The 20,535-nt window shown below is 66.9% G+C and carries 18 protein-coding genes and 1 tRNA gene; 14 read left to right on the top strand and 5 right to left on the bottom strand.

The window, feature by feature from the left end; translation table 11 throughout:
* Positions 1 to 66 precede the first annotated feature (66 nt).
* From ACIGJB_RS02790 to ACIGJB_RS02775, 4 genes are all read left to right on the top strand, one after another.
* Complete coding sequence (locus tag ACIGJB_RS02790) at positions 67 to 1,620, top strand: sensor histidine kinase N-terminal domain-containing protein (protein ID WP_483731293.1); 1,554 nt, start codon at positions 67 to 69, stop codon at positions 1,618 to 1,620.
* On the top strand, positions 1,617 to 1,937 hold the full coding sequence (locus ACIGJB_RS02785; protein ID WP_483731292.1) for a DUF4212 domain-containing protein: 321 nt from the start codon (positions 1,617 to 1,619) through the stop codon (positions 1,935 to 1,937). The genes ACIGJB_RS02790 and ACIGJB_RS02785 overlap by 4 nt, the downstream gene beginning before the upstream one ends.
* A 266-nt stretch (positions 1,938 to 2,203) precedes the next feature.
* Positions 2,204 to 3,898, top strand: a complete 1,695-nt coding sequence (locus tag ACIGJB_RS02780) for an MFS transporter (RefSeq protein WP_483731291.1) — start codon at positions 2,204 to 2,206, stop codon at positions 3,896 to 3,898.
* A 152-nt stretch (positions 3,899 to 4,050) separates the two neighbouring features.
* A tRNA-Met gene (locus tag ACIGJB_RS02775) sits at positions 4,051 to 4,127 on the top strand.
* Between the two features lie 136 nt (positions 4,128 to 4,263).
* Here ACIGJB_RS02775 and ACIGJB_RS02770 read toward each other — a convergent pair.
* The 3 genes from ACIGJB_RS02770 to ACIGJB_RS02760 form a co-directional block, all read right to left on the bottom strand.
* A complete protein-coding gene (locus tag ACIGJB_RS02770; RefSeq protein ID WP_483731290.1) occupies positions 4,264 to 4,722 on the bottom strand; it encodes a hypothetical protein in 459 nt (152 codons plus the stop codon).
* A 183-nt stretch (positions 4,723 to 4,905) separates the two neighbouring features.
* Positions 4,906 to 5,544, bottom strand: coding sequence for a LuxR C-terminal-related transcriptional regulator (locus tag ACIGJB_RS02765; protein ID WP_483731289.1), 639 nt, complete (start codon positions 5,542 to 5,544; stop codon positions 4,906 to 4,908).
* A gap of 164 nt (positions 5,545 to 5,708) precedes the next feature.
* Positions 5,709 to 6,776, bottom strand: a complete 1,068-nt coding sequence (locus ACIGJB_RS02760) for a CaiB/BaiF CoA transferase family protein (RefSeq protein WP_483731288.1) — start codon at positions 6,774 to 6,776, stop codon at positions 5,709 to 5,711.
* 344 nt (positions 6,777 to 7,120) lie between these two features.
* On the opposite strand from ACIGJB_RS02760, the gene ACIGJB_RS02755 reads away from it, so the two are divergent.
* Complete coding sequence (locus tag ACIGJB_RS02755) at positions 7,121 to 7,558, top strand: universal stress protein (RefSeq protein WP_483710492.1); 438 nt, start codon at positions 7,121 to 7,123, stop codon at positions 7,556 to 7,558.
* A 42-nt stretch (positions 7,559 to 7,600) separates the two neighbouring features.
* Here ACIGJB_RS02755 and ACIGJB_RS02750 read toward each other — a convergent pair whose 3' ends face one another.
* Positions 7,601 to 8,641, bottom strand: coding sequence for a serine/threonine protein kinase (locus ACIGJB_RS02750; protein ID WP_483731287.1), 1,041 nt, complete (start codon positions 8,639 to 8,641; stop codon positions 7,601 to 7,603).
* A 19-nt stretch (positions 8,642 to 8,660) separates the two neighbouring features.
* Positions 8,661 to 10,154, bottom strand: a complete 1,494-nt coding sequence (locus ACIGJB_RS02745; protein ID WP_483731286.1) for a DEAD/DEAH box helicase — start codon at positions 10,152 to 10,154, stop codon at positions 8,661 to 8,663.
* 284 nt (positions 10,155 to 10,438) lie between these two features.
* Between ACIGJB_RS02745 and ACIGJB_RS02740 the strand changes: the two genes are divergently transcribed.
* The 9 genes from ACIGJB_RS02740 (at position 10,439) to ACIGJB_RS02700 (ending at position 20,533) form a co-directional block, all read left to right on the top strand.
* Positions 10,439 to 12,130, top strand: a complete 1,692-nt coding sequence (locus ACIGJB_RS02740; protein WP_483731285.1) for a ClcB-like voltage-gated chloride channel protein — start codon at positions 10,439 to 10,441, stop codon at positions 12,128 to 12,130.
* A 106-nt stretch (positions 12,131 to 12,236) separates the two neighbouring features.
* Complete coding sequence (locus ACIGJB_RS02735; RefSeq protein WP_483731284.1) at positions 12,237 to 12,623, top strand: hypothetical protein; 387 nt, start codon at positions 12,237 to 12,239, stop codon at positions 12,621 to 12,623.
* An 80-nt stretch (positions 12,624 to 12,703) separates the two neighbouring features.
* Positions 12,704 to 14,056, top strand: coding sequence for a tRNA (N6-isopentenyl adenosine(37)-C2)-methylthiotransferase MiaB (gene miaB / locus ACIGJB_RS02730; RefSeq protein ID WP_483731283.1), 1,353 nt, complete (start codon positions 12,704 to 12,706; stop codon positions 14,054 to 14,056).
* 23 nt (positions 14,057 to 14,079) lie between these two features.
* Complete coding sequence (locus ACIGJB_RS02725) at positions 14,080 to 15,078, top strand: PhoH family protein (RefSeq protein WP_483731282.1); 999 nt, start codon at positions 14,080 to 14,082, stop codon at positions 15,076 to 15,078.
* Positions 15,079 to 15,846, top strand: coding sequence for an rRNA maturation RNase YbeY (gene ybeY / locus ACIGJB_RS02720; RefSeq protein ID WP_483731281.1), 768 nt, complete (start codon positions 15,079 to 15,081; stop codon positions 15,844 to 15,846). It abuts the gene before it with no gap.
* Between the two features lie 138 nt (positions 15,847 to 15,984).
* Positions 15,985 to 16,866, top strand: a complete 882-nt coding sequence (locus ACIGJB_RS02715) for an HlyC/CorC family transporter (RefSeq protein ID WP_483710484.1) — start codon at positions 15,985 to 15,987, stop codon at positions 16,864 to 16,866.
* Positions 16,863 to 18,437 (top strand): apolipoprotein N-acyltransferase, encoded by a 1,575-nt coding sequence (gene lnt / locus ACIGJB_RS02710; RefSeq protein WP_483731280.1) that lies wholly within the window; start codon positions 16,863 to 16,865, stop codon positions 18,435 to 18,437. Before ACIGJB_RS02715 ends, lnt begins: the two co-directional genes overlap by 4 nt.
* 510 nt (positions 18,438 to 18,947) lie before the next feature.
* Positions 18,948 to 19,904, top strand: coding sequence for a glycine--tRNA ligase subunit alpha (gene glyQ / locus ACIGJB_RS02705; protein ID WP_483731279.1), 957 nt, complete (start codon positions 18,948 to 18,950; stop codon positions 19,902 to 19,904).
* Positions 19,901 to 20,533 (top strand): hypothetical protein, encoded by a 633-nt coding sequence (locus ACIGJB_RS02700; RefSeq protein WP_483731278.1) that lies wholly within the window; start codon positions 19,901 to 19,903, stop codon positions 20,531 to 20,533. The genes glyQ and ACIGJB_RS02700 overlap by 4 nt, the downstream gene beginning before the upstream one ends.
* The last annotated feature ends 2 nt before the right edge of the window (positions 20,534 to 20,535 follow it).

Genomic DNA, 20,535 nt, shown 5'->3' with positions numbered 1-20,535 from the left:
GCTTGCGCGCCGTTCCCGCCCACGCAGCCGATCACTCGACCGAAACCGCCACACTCCTTTGCCGAGATGAGCTTGCTGCGACTGCCATGGCGGCATCGGCCCGCCCAGGATCCCGCGCCCCCTGCCAGCGGCGGCGATCCGCAAGATCCGGACGACCTGGCCGACGCCCTGCCGCACCTGGAGGAGAGCACCGCCCACCCTGCCCCGCGCTCGCTGTTCGGCGAGATCCTGGACTGGATGCTGGCGCCGCTGCTGCTGCTCTGGCCGATGAGCATCGCCGTGACATACCTGGTCGCCAAGTCGATCGCCAACGGGCCGTTCGACCGCGCGCTCGAAGCCAGCGCCATCGTGCTGTCACAGCAGGTCCGCGAAGTGAACGGGCGTGTCACGCTGCAACTGCCGTTGTCCGCGCGCGAGATCCTGCGCGCGGACGAGACCGACAACATCTACTACCAGGTCGTCGGCAAGCGCGGCGAGTATGTCGCCGGTGACCACGACCTGCCGCTGCCGTCCGAAGAAGACCAGGGCCATCCCGGCCTGGTCTCGCTGCGCGATGACCGCGTGGCGGGCAACGACGTGCGCGTGGCCTACACCTATGTCGATCTCAAGAACGTCGGCGGTACCCAGCCCGTGCTGGTGCAGGTGGCCGAGACCCTCGACAAGCGCGCGCGGCTTGCCAACGAGATCATCAAGGGCGTGATCCTGCCGCAGTTCGTGATCCTGCCGCTGGCCGTGGTGCTGGTGTGGTTCGGGCTCACGCGCGGGCTGGCGCCACTCACGGCGATCCAGCAGCGTATCCGCGCGCGCAATCCCGGCGATACCAGCCCCATCGACGAGCGCGCCGCGCCGCAAGAGATCACGCCGCTGGTCGCGTCGTTCAACGAGATGCTGGCGCGGCTGGACCAGTCGGTGCAGACGCAGAAGCGCTTTATCGCCGATGCCGCGCACCAGATGAAAACCCCGCTCGCGGGACTGCGCATGCAGGCCGAACTGGCGCAGCGCGAACAGTCGCCAGAGGAATTGCGCCGGTCGCTGGCGCAGATTGCGGGCAGTTCCGAACGCACGGCGCACCTGGTCACGCAGTTGCTGTCGCTCGCGCGCATGGAGAACCTGGCTGGCGCGGGCAGCATGGCCGCGCTTGACCTGACTGCGCTGGCGCGCGACGTGGTGAAGGACTGGCTGCCGCGCGCCTGGGCCCGGCAGATCGACCTGGGGCTCGATGCCAGCGACCATCCGGTCATGGTCCAGGGCAATCGCCTGATGCTCACCGAAATGCTCAACAACCTGATCGACAACGCCATCCGCTACACGCCGCCCCACGGGCATGCCACCGTGCGCGTCAGCGCCGATGCGTTCGAGCCGTTCGCCTATCTCGATGTGGAGGACACCGGGCCCGGCATTGCGCCGGCGGATCGCGAGCGCGTGATGGAACGGTTCTATCGCGTGCTGGGCACCAATACCGAAGGCAGCGGCCTGGGCCTGGCCATCGTCCGGGAGATCGTGCAGCAGCATGGCGGCGAAGTCGGGATCGACGACCACGTCTATCAGCAAGAGCCGCGGCTGGCCGGCACGCGCTTTCGCATCACGCTGCGGCAGCCCGCACCGGAGCTGCCGGCATGAGCGCGCATCCGCCCCCCGATCCGGCGCTCAAGCGCGCCTGGCGGCGCAACCAGCGCTGGATCTGCGCGCTGCTCGCGGTCTGGTTCGTGGTCACCTTCGTCGTCAGCTGGTTCGCACGCGACTTGCGCTTTGACTTCTTCGGCTGGCCGTTCTCGTTCTGGATGGGCGCCCAGGGCGCGCCGGTGGTCTACGTCCTGATGACCGCGCTCTATGCCTGGCGCATGAACCGGGCCGACGACCAAGCTGACGAGGGCGCCGCCGACGCTCCCCCACCTTCGCAGGGCATGAATGCAGACGCCGGCAAGGATGCTGCTTAGCACCAAGCCGGCAGAGCGCCAGCGCATGGCGCTCGCCGCATTTGCCCCCTCGCAATGCAGCAACGAAAGTGCCGGCTTATGCGCTGCGCGGGCTAGCGTATACCCCGACGCTTTGCGCGCCAGACAGCGGAAATCTGTCAGAACTCAGTAAGTTTCGCCTCCCAGAATCCATACAGCTCCGGTGCCTATGGCTCCGCAGCGCGCCATGTCTTGCGGTGCGTCCGCGGCCTCGCCGGTGAACCATTTCAGACGGAGGAGACAACAACATGGCAAGCCCGCAGAATGTAGCGATGCCTGGAGGCAGCGCGCAGCATGCACCGATGACACGCGAGGAGAAGAAGGTCATTCTGGCCTCGTCGCTCGGCACGGTGTTCGAGTGGTATGACTTTTACCTGTACGGCTCGCTGGCGGCAGTGATCGCCAAGCAGTTCTTCGCCGGCCTGGATCCCACCTCCGCCTTCATCTTCGCACTGCTGGCCTTCGCCGCCGGCTTTATCGTGCGCCCGTTCGGCGCGCTGGTGTTTGGCCGCCTCGGCGACATGATCGGCCGCAAGTACACCTTCCTGGTGACGATCCTGATCATGGGCCTGTCGACGTTCATCGTCGGCCTGCTGCCGGGCTTTGCCACCATCGGCTGGGCCGCCCCGATCATCCTGATCGCCCTGCGCATGCTGCAGGGCCTGGCGCTCGGCGGCGAGTACGGCGGTGCCGCCACCTACGTGGCGGAACACGCGCCGCACGGCAAGCGCGGGTCCTACACGGCCTGGATCCAGACCACCGCAACGCTGGGCCTGTTCCTGTCGCTCATCGTGATCCTGCTGTGCCGTGAACTGACCGGCGCCAATTTCGACGCCTGGGGCTGGCGCATTCCGTTCCTGGTCTCGATCCTGCTGCTGGCGATGTCGGTGTACATCCGTCTGTCGATGAGCGAATCGCCGGCGTTCCAGCGCATGAAGGCCGAAGGCAAGACCTCGAAGGCCCCGCTGACCGAATCCTTCGGCCAGTGGCGCAACCTGAAGATCGTGATCCTGGCGCTGCTGGGTCTGACCGCCGGCCAGGCCGTGGTCTGGTACACGGGCCAGTTCTACTCGCTGTTCTTCCTGACCCAGGTGCTGAAGGTCGATGCCAAGACGGCCAACCTGCTGATCGCCGGCGCACTGGTGATCGGCACGCCGTTCTTCCTGTTCTTCGGCTCGCTGTCGGACAAGATCGGCCGCAAGTGGATCATCATGATCGGCTGCGCGCTGGCCGTGCTGACCTACTTCCCGCTGTTCAAGGCGATGACCCACTATGCCAACCCGGCACTGGAACGCGCCCAGCAGTCGGCACAGATCGTGGTCACCGCGGACCCGGCAAGCTGCTCGTTCCAGGGCAGCCCGATCGCCCGCGAGATCGACTTCCGCAGCTCGTGCGACATCGTCAAGCGTACGCTGGCCCAGGCATCGGCCAGCTATGAAGTCGTGCCGGCCCCGGCCGGTACGGTGGCATCGGTGAAGATCGGCGACAAGGAAATCAAGTCCTTCGACGCCACGGTGACCAAGGGTGCGTTCGACGACGCCAGCAAGAAGCAGATCGCCGAGTTCAAGAAGGCCGTTGGCGCCGAGATGTCCGCGCACGGCTACCCGACCAAGGCGGATCCGGCCCAGATGAATACGATCATGGTGCTGGTGATCCTGGTGATCCTGGTGATCTACGTAACCATGGTCTACGGCCCGATCGCGGCGATGCTGGTCGAGATGTTCCCGACGCGCATCCGCTACACCTCGATGTCGCTGCCCTACCATATCGGCAATGGCTGGTTCGGCGGCTTGCTGCCCACCATCTCGTTCGCGCTCGTGGCGCAGAACGGCAACATCTACTACGGCCTCTGGTACCCGATCATCATCGCCGCAGTCACCTTCGTGGTCGGCGCGCTGTTCGTGCGCGAAACCAAGGACGTGGATATCTACGCGAACGACTGAGCCAACCCTTTGAGGCAAGACCGATCCGGTAATCGGTCGCTCCAGCCGGCAGGCCGCAAAGCCTGCCGGTTTTTCTTTTCACGCCCGTGTCATCATCTTTTCAAAGAGGTGTTGACAGGTCGTAAATTCTCGGTAAAATAGCGGTCTCTGTTGGCGAATTAGCTCAGTCGGTTAGAGCGACGGAATCATAATCCGCAGGTCCGGGGTTCGAGTCCCTGATTCGCCACCATCTATTTGAAAAGCCGCGCTCCCGAAAGGGTTCGCGGCTTTTTGCTTTGGTTTGCCGCGCACGGTTCAGCATAAGGGTGCGGCGCTACAAGCCCCAGGAGGTGGTGCGGGCGAGCCTGCAAGGCGCAGGACGGAAGTTACTTCGTGAGCTTGCTGTCGATGCGCTCCAGGCGCAGCTCGATCGTGCTCAGGCGGCCGTCGATCGAATCGAGGCGCGCATTGACCTTCTCGAGCACCTTGTCATTGGAGTCGAGTCGGCCAGTGATGCGCTTGTCCATTTCGCTGATCTGCACGTTCAGCGGCGCAGTGCCACGGTCGACCTTGTCCTGGGTGTTCGATGACATGTAAGTCAACGCCGTGAAGATGACCGCGAGAGCGGACCCCACGGCTGTGAAGATTAGCGCCCACGGCGTTTTGGCGGCGTCGCGCCCGTCCGCGGATTGCTCGCGCAGCATCTTGTAGAGAACTTCCACTGGAATGCCGTCTTCAGTTCGATAACGGCGGAACTTGCGGGCGTGCATCGTCCTCGGGTCATTGTGGCCCGACTCCTCAGCAGCATGCTTGTCGTCGTTATCGTGAACGGTGGTCATGTTCATATTCTATACACAGGGCGGGCAGCGCCCAGTATTGCGCGGGGCGTGTGGCTGCGAAGCAGCCCGCGCACGGCGTGAAATGCGGATTCGCCCACCTGCAAGGTCATCCATTATGACGCCGGCCATCTAAGGACAGGTCCTGGCTCCTCGGCGTGGCCCGGTGGCACCCGACCTACCGGGACTCCATCACAGCAACCGGTACCGGCGCGCACAGTCGACCATCTCGACGACGGACTCCACATTCAGCTTGCACATGATGTTGGTCTTATGGGTGCTCACGGTCTTGCTGCTGATCAGCAGCAGCGCGGCGATCTCCTTGTTCGAGTGTCCGCGCGCCAGGTACTGGAGCACCATGAGTTCGCGCTCGGTCAGCCGCGCCAGCCTGCCGGCAGACGGCAGGCGCAGCAGGCGTGCGGCTTCCAGCGTCTGCGTGGGAAACACCAGGTAGCCCGACATCACGCCCTGCGCGGCCTGGACCATTTCCGCCAGGTCCCGCTGGCGCGGCACGAAGCCATGGGCGCCCGCGCGCAGCGCCTGCACCGGCGCCATCGTGGCATCGCTGTCGGACAACACCAGCAGCCGCACCGCCGGATAGCCGGTGGCCAGCCGCCTGATCAGCGCGATGCCGGCCTGGCCCAGCGTGTCCAGCTCGATCACGACCAGCCGGGGCTGGCGATCACGCACCAGCTGCCGGGCCAGCCGCACGTTGTCGGCCAGCATCGTCCGGCGCGCGCCGAGCGCTTGCACGATTTGCCACGATGCCTCGCCCGGCGGCGCGGGCCGTGCATCGACGATCAGGGCTTCATCGAACGAGGTGGGATCCAACGCGCGGCTCCTTGTTGAAGGGACTACCGCGAAGATTAGGTCGTGGGCTCCACGCCGGATCGGCGAAACGGCTGCATTTGCATGCGTACTTGTCGCAAATGAGCTGGAGAATTTCTGCGTCCCGGGCGGGCTATACGCCCACCCGCCACGCGGTCAGCTCGCGCTCAGGACGGCTTGGCCGGCGAGAAGCGCGGTGCCGGCGTGGAGCGCGCGACTTCGCGATCGCCCTGGCGGTGCAGGCGGTAGGTGCCGCGGGCCTGGTTGTGCGGGTGGCGTGCCGCTTCGTCCAGCGTGAGCACGCGGGCAAAGCAGACGTCGGTGCCGCCGAGCAGCGATTCCCAGTGCGTGCTGGGACGCGAAGCGATCAGCGCGGCGATGCGCGCCTTCACCGTCGGCCACTGCGCACGGTCATACTGCGCGGCCGGATCGATGTCCGTGAGTTCGAGGCGCTCGAGCAGTTCGCGGTAGAACTGCGGCTCGAGCGCGCCGAGCGTGATGGCGCGGCCATCGGCACACGCATAAACGTCGTAGAACGGGGAGTCATGGAAGGCGCTGGGCTGCGGGCCGCCCAGCGTGCCGGCCGCGCGCGACACCTGCACCAGCGAGCCAAGCATGGCGACGATATCGGTGATCGCCGCATCCACCACGCAGCCCTGCCCGCTCGAACGCGCATGCAGGATGGCGCTGGTGATGCCGAACGCCAGGCCGAGCGCTCCCGTGGCATCGCCGACGACCGTAGGCGGCACCATCGGCAGCGCGCCGTCACGCGCGGCCATCGACAGCAGGCCGGTCAGCGCGATGTAGTTCAAGTCATGCCCGGCGCTCTGCGCGAGCGGGCCAGTCTGGCCCCAGCCGGTCATGCGGCCGTAGACCAGGCGCGGGTTGCGCGCATGGCATTGCGCCGGACCCAGTCCCAGGCGCTCCATGGCGCCGGGGCGCAACCCTTCGATCAGCGCGTCGGCGCCGGCCACCAGGTCCAGCGCCTTAGCCACGTCCTCCGGAGACTTCAGGTTGAGCTGCACCACGGTCTTGCCATGCTCGAGTTCCATCTCGGCCGGCACGTTCTGGCCGCGCAGGATCCGCCGGGCATCCGGGGCGACCGGACGGGCCACCAGCGTAACTTCCGCGCCCAGGCCAGCCAGCATGGCACCGCACAGCGGGCCCGGACCGATCCCTTCGAATTCCACTACCTTGACGCCACGCAGTGGCAGGAGGTTGCCGCTTTCGCTCATGTTTGCTGTCTCCGTCTGGGCGTCCGGCCCGCCGGATCGCCTGATGTTCTGGGGTAGAAAGGCCGGGCGCCATATCACGGCAGCGCCAGCCGGGCTGGGCACATGCTAAGCGGGGTTACCAGTGGGCGGCAATGGCTAAATGTGTCAGGCGCCTTGACATATCCTGCTGCATTTCCGCGAAAGGAAATTTCCGAGTCACTTGATCTAAATCGGATTGTGGCGAAAGACTTGCTGCCATGATGGTGACGGACGGCTCGCCGCCGCTTCATCGATCCGCGGCGCCGATCCTGCCTATCCTATAACCTGGCGTGTCCGTTCAGCGCCCCCTCCAGGAGATTCCCGCCATGACCAATATCGTGCTCGCCACCGACGGATCGGCCTTCAGCGACGCGGCCGCCCGCTTCATCGCCGAAGGGAAGCTGTTGCAAAGCGGCTTTACCGTCCATGTGGTGCACGTCGCGCCCGAAGTCAGCGGACAGGTCCGCGCCTTTGTCAGCAAGGAAACCATCGATGCCTGGCATCAAGAGGCCAGCGACAAGGCCATGGCCGGCGTGTGCGAGATCCTGTCCGCGGCCGGCATTCCGTTCGAGCGCCATGCGCTGCACGGGTTCGCACCGGAGCGCATCGTCGCCTACGCGCGCTCGGCGGATGCTCAGGCTATCGTCATGGGGACGCACGGCCGGGGTTCGTTCTTTGATGCGGTGATCGGATCCGTGGCCGGCCGCGTGCTGGCGCAGGCGCCCTGCCCGGTGCTGCTGGTCAAGGCGCCCGAAAAGGCCTGAGCGGGGGCGGGCCGACCGCTACCGCACCGTTTCAGCAGAGTCTCAGGCGCCCCACAGGGGCGCTTCTTCCATCAGCGCGACTTGCTCGCGCAATTCCAGGATGCGGTCCTGCCAGTAGCGCGCCGTTCCGAACCACGGGAACGCCGCCGGGAAGGCGGGATCGCGCCAGCGGCTGGCCAGCCAGGCGCTGTAATGGAGCAGCCGCAGCGTGCGCAGCGCTTCCACCAGCCACAGTTCGCGTGGCGCGAACTCGGCAAAGTCTTCGTAGCCCGCGACGATATCGGCCAGCTGGTCCTGCATGGCGGCGCGGTCGCCTTCGAGCAGCATCCACAGGTCCTGCACGGCGGGCGCCATGCGGCTGTCGTCGAAATCCACGAAATGCGGACCTGCGGCGGCGAGGCCGGTGGACCGGGCATCATCGCCGTCGATCCACAGCACGTTGCCGCGATGGCAGTCGCCATGCACGCGCAGCAGGCGCACGTCGCCGGCGCGGTCATAGCAGCGGCGCACGCCGTCCAGCGCAAGGTCCACCACCGCCTGCCACGGTTCGCGCAGATCGGCCGGGATGCAGTCGTGCGCGATCAGCCAGTCGCGCGATGCCACGCCGAAGGTCTGCGCGTCGAGCACCGGCCGCGCCTGGTACGCATGGGTAGAACCCACGGCGTGGATGCGCCCGATGAAGCGGCCAAGCCAGGTCAGCGTGTCGGAGCGGTCCAGCGCGGGTTCGCGGCCGCCGCAGCGGGCAAAGACGGCGAAGCGGAAACCTGCGTGGCGCTGCAGCGTGCTGCCGTCCGGTCCGGCCAGCGCCGGGACTGCGGGAATCTCGGCATCGGCGAGCTGCTGCACGAACGCATGCTCTTCCAGGATGGCGGCATCGGTCCAACGGCCAGGCCGGTAGAACTTGGCCACCACGGGCGCGGCGTCCTCGATGCCGATCTGCCAGACCCGGTTCTCGTAGCTGTTGAGTGCCAGCAGCCGGCCGTCAGGGCGCATGCCCGCCGACTCGAGCGCATCGAGGATCAGCTCGGGCGTCAGCCCCGCGAACGGGATGCCGCTGTCGCCGGATGCCTGATGTGCGCTCATGCCTTCGGGCCTGGAGGGCTCAGCGCCCGCGCTTGGCCGGCGTGCCGCCAAGCAGCGCGGCCTGCGCCGGGCGACGGTTGCGTGCGGGAGCGCCAGCGCCTTCCTGCATCGGCCGCGACTGGGCGCCGCTGCGTGGCTGGCTGCGCGACTGGGCCGGCGCGGCATTGCGGCTCGCGCCACCCTGGCCACGGGCGGATTCGCCGCCGGCATGGCCCGCGCCGCCACGCGGCGCATTCTGGGCAGGACGCTGGCGCGGTTGTGCCTGCGCCGGCGTAGCCGCCTTGGGCTGGGCGCGGCCACGTCCACCGCCCTGTCCGCCGCCGCCCTGGCCACGTTGCTGGCGGCCCTTCTGGATCGGCTCCGCCGCGATGCTCGGATCCACCTCGAAGCCGGGCAGTACCGTCTGCTCCAACTTGCGCTTGATCAGGCGTTCGATATCGCGCAGCAGGCCGTGCTCGTCCACGCAGACCAGCGAGATCGCCTCGCCCTCCGCGCCCGCGCGGCCGGTACGGCCGATGCGGTGCACATAGTCCTCGGGCACGTTGGGCAGGTCGAAGTTGACCACGTGCGGCAACTGGTCGATGTCGATGCCGCGCGCGGCGATATCGGTCGCCACCAGCAGGCGCAGCGTGCCGGCCTTGAATTCCGACAGCGCGCGCGTGCGTGCCGACTGGCTCTTGTTGCCGTGGATCGCCAGCGCCGACAGGCCATCCTTGGTCAGCTGCTCGGCCAGGCGGTTGGCGCCGTGCTTGGTGCGCGTGAACACCAGCACCTGGTGCCAGTCATGCTGGCGCACCAGGTGTGCCAGCAGTTCGCGCTTGCGTTCGCGGTCCACCGGGTAGACGCGCTGCTCGACGGTCTCGGCCGTGGTGTTGCGGCGCGCGACCTCGATCGAAGCCGGGTTGTTCAGCAGCCGGTCCGCCAGCCCGCGGATCTCGTCCGAGAACGTGGCCGAGAACAGCAGGTTCTGGCGCTTCGGCGGCAGCACGTTGAGCACCTTGCGGATGTCGTGGATAAAGCCCATGTCGAGCATGCGGTCGGCTTCATCGAGCACCAGCAATTCGACGTGCGAGAGGTCGATCGTGCGCTGGGACACATGGTCGAGCAGACGGCCAGGCGTTGCCACGACGATGTCCACGCCGCGCCGCAATTGTTCGATCTGCGGGTTGATGCCGACCCCGCCGAACATGACCATCGAGCGCAGCTTGAGGTGCTTGCCGTAGTTGCGCACGCTTTCTTCCACCTGCGCGGCAAGCTCGCGCGTGGGGGTCAGCACCAGCGCGCGCACCACCGGCCGGCCCGGGCGCTGCGCGCCGGATTCCGACAGCAGTTGCAGCATCGGCAGCGTGAAGCCGGCGGTCTTGCCGGTACCGGTCTGGGCACCGGCAAGCAAGTCGCCGCCTTTGAGGATGGCGGGAATTGCCTGGGCCTGGATGGGAGTCGGGGTGGTGTAGCCCTGTTCGGCCACGGCCCGCACAAGCTTGTCGGACAAGCCGAGTTCGGAGAAAGACATGAATGGATGCTTCGGCCGTCTGCTGCGCGCTGGGCGCGCCAGCCAGCAGGCGACCTGTGAGATCTGAAACAACACCGGTCGGGGGACCGGCGAAGCGGGGGCCGGCGGCATCCGCTTACGAAGGTCGGTAGTGTAACAGCCGCGGGCAAACCTATTCGGCACATGGGCATGGGGCGCCGGCTGATCCACACCGGTACGCGCGCCCGGGTGTGGCGCTGCGCTATCATGCGGCCACCACCTGTTCTGGACCACGGCGCGCGGTAGCGCGACCGATGCAAGCACCGATGCGGTTCCGATTCCTCGAAGACCAGGAAGTCACGCTGTTCGCGGCGATTCCGGTCGGCATTCTGGCAGCCATAGCGACCACCCTGTTCAAGGAAGCCCTCGAACGGGCCGGCGTTGTGATCTTCTCCAGCGACGCGGACGTCGTCGCCGTGTTTGCGGGCCTCGCGCTGGCCTGGCGCATCGTGGTGCCGGCAGCCGGCGGCGCTCTGGCCGGCCTGCTGCTTTCCGCGGCCAACCGGTTCGCCGGCAGCGGCGGCGCGACCGATTACATGGAAGCCGTGGCCAACGGCAGCGGCCGCCTGCCGGTGCGCGTCACGCTGCTGCGCTCGCTGTCGTCGTTCTGCTCCATCGTCAGCGGCAGTTCCGTCGGCAAGGAAGGCGCGATGATCCAGCTCGCCGCGCTGTGCGGCTCGCTGTTTCCATCGACACGCATCGGCCGGCCCGATGGCGCATCGAATATGCGCCGCATGCTGACCGCCTGCGGCGCAGCCGCCGGCCTTGCGACGGTCTACCACACGCCCCTCTCTGCCGCCGTGTTCGTCGCCGAAGTGGTGTTTGGCGCACTGGCAGTTCAACGGCTGATGCCGCTGTTCCTGGCCTCGGTGGCAGGCGCCATGGTCAGCCAGTGGCACGGCGGGCTGCAGCCCTTGTATCCGGGCCTGCACATCGACCCGGACCTGCGCCCGCAGCTGATACTGGCCGCGGCAGGCCTCGGCGTGACCGCGGGCATCGTTGGCGCGCTGTTCCTGCGCGCCGCGAGCAAGGCGCGCGGGCGCTTCGCGCAGGTGCCCGGCGGCCCAGTGGCGCGGCTGGCGCTGGGCGGCGCGCTGGTGGGCGTGCTGGCCATGGCCGTGCCCGAAGTCGTCGGCAATGGCTTCTCGACGATCCAGACCATCCTGCAGGAACAGCCGCTGACGGTTTCGGTGGGCCTGGTGCTGCTGGCCAAGCTGGCCGCGACGGTCATCAGCATGGGCTCCGGCGCGGTCGGCGGCGTGTTCACGCCTTCGCTGTTCGTCGGCGCGGCGCTGGGCCAGTTGCTGGCGATCGTCATGCAGGCCGTGGTGCCCGGCGCACCGGCCTCGCCGGTGCTGCCGCTGGTCGGCATGAGCGCCTTTCTTGCGGCGACCAGCCAGGCGCCGCTGATGTCGGTGCTGATGGTGTTCGAGATGACGCTGGCCCCGGCGCTGCTGCTGCCCTCGATGATCGGCGCCGTGGCGGCGTACTACACGGCTTCACGCTGCCAGACGCTGTCGCTCTACAGTGTGATTGCCGAGCGCGCCGAGGCCTCCGCCGCCGAAGAGCACGCGCGTGCCATGACGCTGGCCGGGCTGTGCGATCCGACCGATACCACGCTGGCACCAGATGCCTCGCTGGCCACTGCGGCGGACAAGTTTGCCGAGACGGGCACCCGCTACCTGTATCTGGTCGAGCCCGATGGCCGCCTGCTGGGCGCGCTGTCGATCCACGCGCTGCAACGCGCGCAGCGCGAAAACTCCGCCCCCGGCGTGCTGGCGCTGGCCGAGCGCGACTTCCCGTCGCTGACCCCGGAATCGCGGCTGCGCGACGCGCTGGAAGTCTTTGCCGCGCACGGCATCAACCGCATTCCGCTAGTGCGCGATGCGGGCAGCCGCGAGCTGATGGGCACGGTCTCCAAGCAACGTGTGCTGCAAGAGGCATCCTGTCTGTTCTAGGCGATGCGGCCAACGGGCACGGCACGGTGCCGGTCGAACGGGGTAAAATACGCGGTTGCGCTTCCGCCCCCATCTCAACCTGAGCTGCGCCCTTTCCGGAGCCAATATGCCCGCTGGCCGTTCCCTGCGTCAGAGTGCCTCATCGCGTTTTCTCAAGCCGCTGCTGGTCCTATCGCTGGGCACGGCACTGTGGCTCGGTGCCGCCGGCGCCATGGCGCAGCCGATCCGCGTGATCCCGGTCGATGCGCCGCAGGCGAAGCTGGTTGTCGCCGCGCCATCGGCCGGCGCGCCGCAGACGGTCACGCTCGATGGCAAGACCATCGGCGTGGCGCCGGGCCTGCGCGTGTTCAGCACCGACAACGAGCTGATGAACATGGCTGCCATCGCCGGGCAGAAGCTGCCGGTGCGCTACAAGCTCGACCTGTACGGCCAGCTCCTGACCGCATGGGTGCTCAGCGAACAGGAACAGAAGGCGCTGAAGGCGAAGTCCTGACCCACCGAAGTGCGGCGGCGCATGCGCCGTCCGTGTTGTTGCCACACCCTGATGCCCCCAGGTGAACCACTGAGACCGGCATGAAGAAAGTATTTGTGAAGACGTACGGCTGCCAGATGAACGAGTATGACTCGGACAAGATGGTCGACGTCCTGAACGCCAGCCAGGGGCTGGAACCCACCGACAACGTCGAAGATGCCGACGTGATCCTGTTCAACACCTGCTCGGTGCGCGAGAAAGCACAGGAGAAGGTGTTCTCCGAACTGGGCCGCATGAAGGCGCTCAAGGCCGCCAAACCCGACCTCGTGATCGGCGTGGGCGGCTGCGTAGCCAGCCAGGAAGGCGCGAGCATCGTTTCGCGCGCGCCGTATGTCGACGTGGTGTTCGGCCCGCAGACGCTGCACCGCCTGCCCGACCTGATCGCGCGCAAGCAGCGCACCGGCCAGTCGCAGGTCGATATCTCGTTCCCCGAGATCGAGAAGTTCGACCACCTGCCGCCGGCCCGCGTGGATGGCCCAAGTGCCTTTGTCTCGATCATGGAAGGCTGCTCGAAGTACTGCAGCTACTGCGTGGTCCCGTACACGCGCGGCGAGGAAGTCTCGCGCCCGTTCGAGGACGTGCTGGCCGAAGTGGCAGGCCTGGCCGAACAGGGCGTGCGCGAAGTCACGCTGCTGGGCCAGAACGTCAACGCCTATCGCGGCGCCATGGGCGGCACCAGCGAGATCGCCGACTTCGCGCTGCTGATCGAATACGTGGCCGAGATCCCCGGCATCGAACGCATCCGCTACACCACCAGCCACCCGAAGGAATTCGCGAGCCGCCTGGTCGAGCTCTATGGCCGCTGTGACAAGCTCGTCAACCACCTGCACCTGCCGGTGCAGCACGCCTCCGACCGCGTGCTGATGGCAATGAAGCGCGGCTACAGCGTGCTCGAGTACAAGAGCATCGTGCGCAAGCTGCGCGCGCTGCGGCCTGACATGTCGATGTCGTCGGACTTCATCATCGGCTTCCCCGGCGAAACCGAAGCCGACTTCGACAAGCTGATGGCGATGGTCGAAGAGATCGGCTACGACACCTCGTTCTCGTTCATCTTCAGCCCGCGCCCCGGCACGCCGGCGGCCAACCTGCACGACGACACGCCGCATGAGGTGAAACTGCGCCGGCTGCAACACCTGCAGGCCACGATCGAAGAGAACGTGCAGCGCATCAGCCGCAATATGGTCGGCTCGGTGCAGCGCATCCTGGTCGAAGGCCCGTCCCGCAAGGACCCGACCGAACTCCACGGCCGCACCGAGAACAACCGCGTGGTCAACTTCGCGCTGCCGGGCGTACCGCAAGCGCAGCGCGACCGCATGATCGGCCAGATGGTCGACGTGTCGGTCACGCAGGCGTTCCCGCACTCGCTGCGCGGCGAGATCGTGGTGCGGCAATGAGCGAAGCCACCCCACGCGCCAGAATGAAGATTCCTACCGCAGAATTCGTCGCCCCGCGCGACGACAACACGCGGCTGCAGAACCTGTGCGGCCCGCTCGACGAGAACCTGCGCCAGATCGAACAGGCGCTCGACGTGACCATCCAGCGCCGCGGCCATCGCATGACGGTGCGCGGGACCAACGCGCAGGATGCCGCGCTTGCGCTGGAGCGCTTCTACAACGAGGCGCGCACCGCGCTGTCGATCGACGACGTGCAGCTGGGCCTGGTGGAGACACGCCAGATCTCGGCGCACGGCAGCTACCTGCCGCAGGCCGACAACGAGAACGGCGCCACCGAGTTCGAGGACAACTCCCCGGTACTGCATACGCGGCGCTCGGGGCTGCAGGGCCGCACCGCCACGCAGCGCGAGTACCTGCGCCACATCCTGTCGCACGACCTCACGCTCGGCGTGGGCCCGGCGGGTACCGGCAAGACCTATCTCGCCGTGGCGTGCGCGGTCGATGCGCTCGAGCGCGACACGGTCAAGCGCATCGTGCTGACGCGCCCGGCCGTGGAAGCCGGCGAGCGCCTGGGCTTCCTGCCCGGCGATCTCGCGCAGAAGGTCGACCCGTACCTGCGTCCGCTGTATGACGCGCTGTACGACCTGCTCGGCTTCGACCGCACGCAGAAAATGTTCGAGCGCCAGATGATCGAGATCGCGCCGCTGGCGTACATGCGCGGGCGCACGCTGAACCATGCCTTCATCATCCTCGACGAGGCGCAGAACACCACGCCCGAGCAGATGAAGATGTTCCTCACGCGCATCGGCTTCGGCTCCAAGGCGGTGATCACCGGCGACACCACGCAGATCGACCTGCCGCGCGGACAGAAGAGCGGCCTGGTCGAGGCCCAGCACGTGCTGCGCGATGTGCGCGGCGTCGCGTTCTCGCGCTTTTCCAGCATCGACGTCGTGCGCCACCCGCTGGTGGCCCGCATCGTCGACGCTTATGACGAATACCACGCCCAGCACAAGGACGCGTAAGTGAAATCCAAGAAAGCCCAGTCTTCCGGTTCCGGTTCCGGTATTAGCCTGACCCTGTTCGATGGCGAAGGCCGTGCGCGCAAGAGCGCCGCCCACGCCGTGCGCGTGCAGCTGCCCGATGGCCGCAGCCTGACCGTCGACCTGTCGCAGGCCGCCGACGGCGTGGTGGCCCTGCTGGCCGAGCACACCGACACGCGTCAGCAGGCCGGCCTGCTGGTGCGCCCCGACAATAACGATGCGCTGTCGGTGGCCGTCACCGCGACGCCGGTCGTCACCACGACGGGCACGCCCGCCACGCCGCCGGCGCTGGAACTGGAAGTGCAACAAGGCGACGGCGTCGGCAAACGCGCCGGCCTGCCCTCGCGCAAGCAGATCGAGACCTGGGTGACGTCGGCGCTGTACGCGGACGCCGCCCTGACCGTCCGCTTCGTCGGCGAGGACGAAGGCCGCCAGCTCAACAGCACCTATCGCGACAAGGACTACGCCACCAATGTGCTGACGTTTGCCTACGCGGAGACCGAGGACGACCCGGTCACCGGCGACATCGTGCTGTGCTGCCCCGTGGTGGAAGCCGAAGCGCGCGAGCAACGCAAGCCGCTGGAAGCGCACTATGCGCACCTGATCGTGCATGGCGTGCTGCACGCGCAAGGCTACGAGCACGATGACGACGGTGAAGCCGAGGAAATGGAAGCGATCGAGACCGAAACGCTCCAGGCCCTCGGCTATGACGATCCGTACCGCGACGACCGCAGCCCGGTCGCGCACTGAACGCCCCTCGGTGACTCGGCTTCGCGCCTGAAGTGAGCCCGCCCGCACACAGCCTGCCGCCCTGGCGGGCTGTGTCACAGGGATCGACGGGCTTTTAGTGTATCCTTCAGACGATCTCCACCACGCGCTTGCCGCGAAATGAACGACCCCTATCCCAGTTCGAAGCCTGCCCAATTCAGGCAGTCCGATCGTCCCCGATCGCTCCTCGAACGCCTGACCGACCTAATTTCCCCCGAGCCCGAATCCCGAGCGGAGTTGCTTGCCGTGCTTCAGGATGCGCATGAGCGCAACCTGATCGACGCCGATTCGCTCTCCATGATCGAGGGCGTGTTCCAGGTCTCCGAACTGACCGCGCGCGACATCATGGTGCAGCGCTCGCAGATGGATATGGTCAATATCGCGGACGCGCCGCAGACCTTCATCCCGTTCATGCAGCATACGGCGCACTCGCGCTTCCCGGTGTATGAAGGCAGCCGCGACAACATCATCGGCATCCTGCTGGCCAAGGACCTGCTGCGCTACTACACCGACGAGCAGTTCGACCTGCGCGAGACGCTGCGCCCGGCGGTGTTCATTCCGGAATCCAAGCGCCTGAACATCCTGCTGCGCGAGTTCCGCAACAACCGCAACCACATTGCCATCGTCGTCGACGAATACGGCGGCGTGGCCGGGCTGGTCACCATCGAAGACGTGCTGGAGCAGATCGTCGGCGACATCGAAGACGAGTTCGACCTCGACGAGGATCAGGACAACATCCTGCCCCTGCCCGATGGTGGCTGGCGCGTGCACGGCCTGACCGAGATCTCGCAGTTCAACGAGGTGTTCGGCACGGCGTTCTCCGACCACGACGTCGATACCGTGGGCGGCCTGCTGTCGAACCATCTCGGCCACGTGCCGCATCGCGGCGAGATCATCACGTTACCGCCCGTCAGCTTTGAAGTGCTGCGCGCCGACGCGCGCCAGGTCCACCTGCTGCTCGTGCACCGCGAGTCGCCCGCGAATCACCTGGCCGACGCATGAAGCGCCCCGCCCCGGTGCTGGCCGGCACGTCCGGCGCGGCGCGCGAGCGCGTGTCCACCGCGATCCTCACCCGCTTGCTGCTGGCCGGCATGCTCGGCATTGCCCACACCCAGGCCTTCGCCCCGCATGACTGGTGGTGGCTGCAGATCCTGTCGCTGGCCGGCCTGGCCGCGCTGATCGCCGATGCCCCGCGCGCGCGGGTGGCGGCTGCCACCGGCTATGCCTTCGGCCTGGGCTGGTTCCTGTCCGGCATCTGGTGGCTCTACATCAGCATGCACGTCTACGGCGAGATGCCGGCCTGGATGGCCGCGCTTGCCGTGGTGCTGTTCAGCGCCTTCCTGTCGCTCTACCCGGCGCTGGCCGGCGCGGCCTGGCATCGCCTTGCCACGCGCCTGCCGCGGCTGTCGATCTGGACCCCGCTGGCGTTCGGCGCGGCCTGGGGACTGTCGGAATGGCTGCGCGGCGTGGTCTTCACCGGCTTCCCGTGGCTGTCGGGCGGCTATGCGCATGCCGATGGCCCGCTGGCCGGCTTTGCGCCGCTGTTCGGCGTGTATGGCATCGGCGCGCTGGCCGCTACCGTGGCGGCGCTGCTGGTGCTGGCCGTACGTGCATTCGGGCATCGTGCCGGCGGCCACGGCCTTGTGGCCGCCGCGTTCGTGGCGGCGCTGCCGATCGCCGGCGCGGCGCTGGCACCGATTGCGTGGACCACGCCTGCGGGCAGCCCGATCACGGTCAGGCTGCTGCAGGGCAACGTGCCGCAGGACATCAAGTTCGAGCAGGCCGGCGTGCAGCGTTCGATCGAGCTGTACCGCGACATGATTACCGCCACGCCGGCCGACCTGATCGTGACGCCCGAAACCGCGTTCCCGGTCATCCTGCAGGATCTGCCGGTCGAAGTTGCGGTCGCCATGCGCGATTTCATGGAAAAGTCCGGCACCGCCGTGCTGTTCGGTGCCGCCGGCGCCGATTCGCCGGTCGATTTCACCAACAGCGTATTCGGCATCGGGCCGCTGTCGCGCGGGCTTTACCGCTACAACAAGCACCACCTGGTGCCGTTCGGCGAATTCATCCCGCTCGGTTTCCACTGGTTCGTCGACATGATGAAGATGCCGCTCGGCGACTTCCGGCGCGGCGGCCTGGAACAGGCGCCGATGCCGGTGCGCGGCATCCGCGTGGCGCCCAATATCTGCTACGAGGATCTGTTCGGCGAGGAAATCGCCCAGACGCTGCGGCACCAGGCCGAGCCCGCCAACATGATGGCGAACCTGACCAACCTGGCGTGGTTCGGCGACACCATCGCACTGGACCAGCATCTGCAGATTTCACGCATGCGCGCGCTGGAAATGCGTCGCCCGATGCTGCGCGCGACCAATACCGGCATGACAGCCGTGGTGGCGCCCGACGGCAAGGTGCAGGCACGCCTGCCGACCTTCACCATCGATACCCTGACGGCCTCCGTCCAGGGCATGGACGGGTTGACGCCTTATATTCGTTGGGGGAATGTGCCGGTGCTGGCGTGGTTCGCGGCCGTACTGGCGCTGGCCGCGTGGCGCGCGCGGCGCGCACGCTGAACTGGCTGCCTGGTCACAGGCAGCAGGTTCGCCAGGGCGCGTCCGTCACGGGTAGTGCGGTGCGCGTCCAGGCCCGGCATCGCCGCGGTGTTGCCTGGCTATGCCGTCTGCTTCCAGTCGCCGCCAAATCAGGCGAGCAGGCTCGTCACAGCTGCCGCGGCGATCATGACCGCGATGGCGAGCAGATAAGGTTTGCGAGAAAGTAATGCCATGACCGTGTCCCCATCATTTGGTAGTTCTTAGCAACTCTGACAACTGGTTGCTTACTCATACTGTATACAAAAACGTTATCGGCAAGGGCACCCCAAGCCTGAATCCCCCGTCGGTGTTTTCCCCATGCGTTGCGAAAGCCCGACATGCCGCCGCGGCCCGCAAAGGCAGGCCGGCGCCCAAAAACCCGATAGAATTCAGGGTTTGGCACCAACCGTATGCGTCGCCCGCTGCACTTTGACTGCAGCCCGCGCCCTGAATGGCGCGGCATCGCGGCGGGACTCCCGATCTAGTCTTCCTATGCTGACCTTCCAACAAATGATTCTGACCCTGCAGGCCTACTGGGACCGGCAGGGCTGCGCACTCTTGCAACCCATCGATCTGGAGGTCGGCGCGGGGACTTCGCACGTGCACACGTTCCTGCGCGCGATCGGCCCGGAGCCTTGGCGCGCGGCCTATGTGCAGCCGTCGCGCCGCCCCAAGGACGGCCGCTACGGCGAGAACCCGAACCGCCTGCAGCACTACTACCAGTACCAGGTGGTGCTCAAGCCCGCGCCGGAGAACATCCTCGAGCTGTACCTCGGCTCGCTCGAAGCGCTGGGGCTGGACCTGAAGCAGAACGACATCCGCTTCGTCGAGGACGACTGGGAGAACCCCACGCTGGGCGCATGGGGCCTGGGCTGGGAAGTCTGGCTCAATGGCATGGAGGTGACGCAGTTCACCTACTTCCAGCAGGTCGGCGGCATCGACTGCAAGCCGATCACGGGCGAGATCACCTACGGCATCGAGCGCCTGGCCATGTACCTGCAGAAGGTCGAGAACGTCTATGACCTGGTCTGGACCGAGTGGCAGGAGAACGGCGAAACGCGCCGCCTGACCTATGGCGATGTCTACCACCAGAACGAAGTCGAGCAGTCCACGTACAACTTCGAGCACAGCAACACCGAAATCCTGTTCCGCCATTTCGCCGAACATGAGAGTGAAGCCAAGCGCCTGATGGGCAATGCCGGCGAGACAGCCGACAGCGGCGCTCAAGCGCAAACCGGCACCGGCGCGCGCCTGGCCCTGCCCGCCTACGAACAGCTGCTCAAGGCCGCTCACACGTTCAACCTGCTGGACGCGCGCGGCGCGATTTCCGTGACCGAGCGCGCCGCGTATATCGGCCGCATCCGCAACCTTTCGCGCCAGGTCGCGCAGGCCTATTACGATTCGCGCGAAGCGCTGGGCTTCCCGATGTGCGGCGGGGCCAAGGCATGAGGATGCTGACGCGCAGCGCGCTGTGCTGCGCCATGGTCATGGCAGTGCTGGGGCTGACGGGCGGTGCCGCCGCGCGCGCCAAGACCCAGCCCGCGCGGAGCCCGCAGGCGCTGCTGCTGCCGGCCGACCTCTCCAATGTATGCGAAGCCGAACCGCAGGCACTGCAGGTCGCCATGGCGCGCCACTGGCAGCCGTCGCTGAACTCGCTCGACCAGTGGACCCAGCTGGTGCGTTCGTTCGCGTGCGACCTGTCGGGCTCGCGCGATCTCGGCTGGCACCGCGTGCCGCTGCGCGCGTATGAAAGCGCAATTCGCTATCCGCTGACCTGGACCGATACGGAAATCCGCAACGGCAAGCCGCGCCGCGTCATGCGCACCTACTATTCGGCCGCGCAGCTGCCGCCGAAGATCGACTTCTGGGTGGGCGGGCGCATCGACGAGATCCGCTACGACAAGCGCCTGCGCCGTATCGAAGCGCGCTTTCCGGCCGCTGGCAGCCGCGCCGCCGGCAACGGTGCGGCAAGTGCCGTCGCCGTGCCGCAATGCGCGTTCACCACCCTGCAATTCCGGCAACAGAACGGCCTCTGGCTGCTCTCCGGTGTAGAACCTAATCTCGAGCCGCACTGCTGATT

It is taken from the genome of Cupriavidus sp. C2SS-8b (assembly GCF_057073745.1).
The sequence above is the reverse complement of the archived record's forward strand: the minus strand, read 5'-3'. Positions and strand labels throughout refer to the sequence as shown.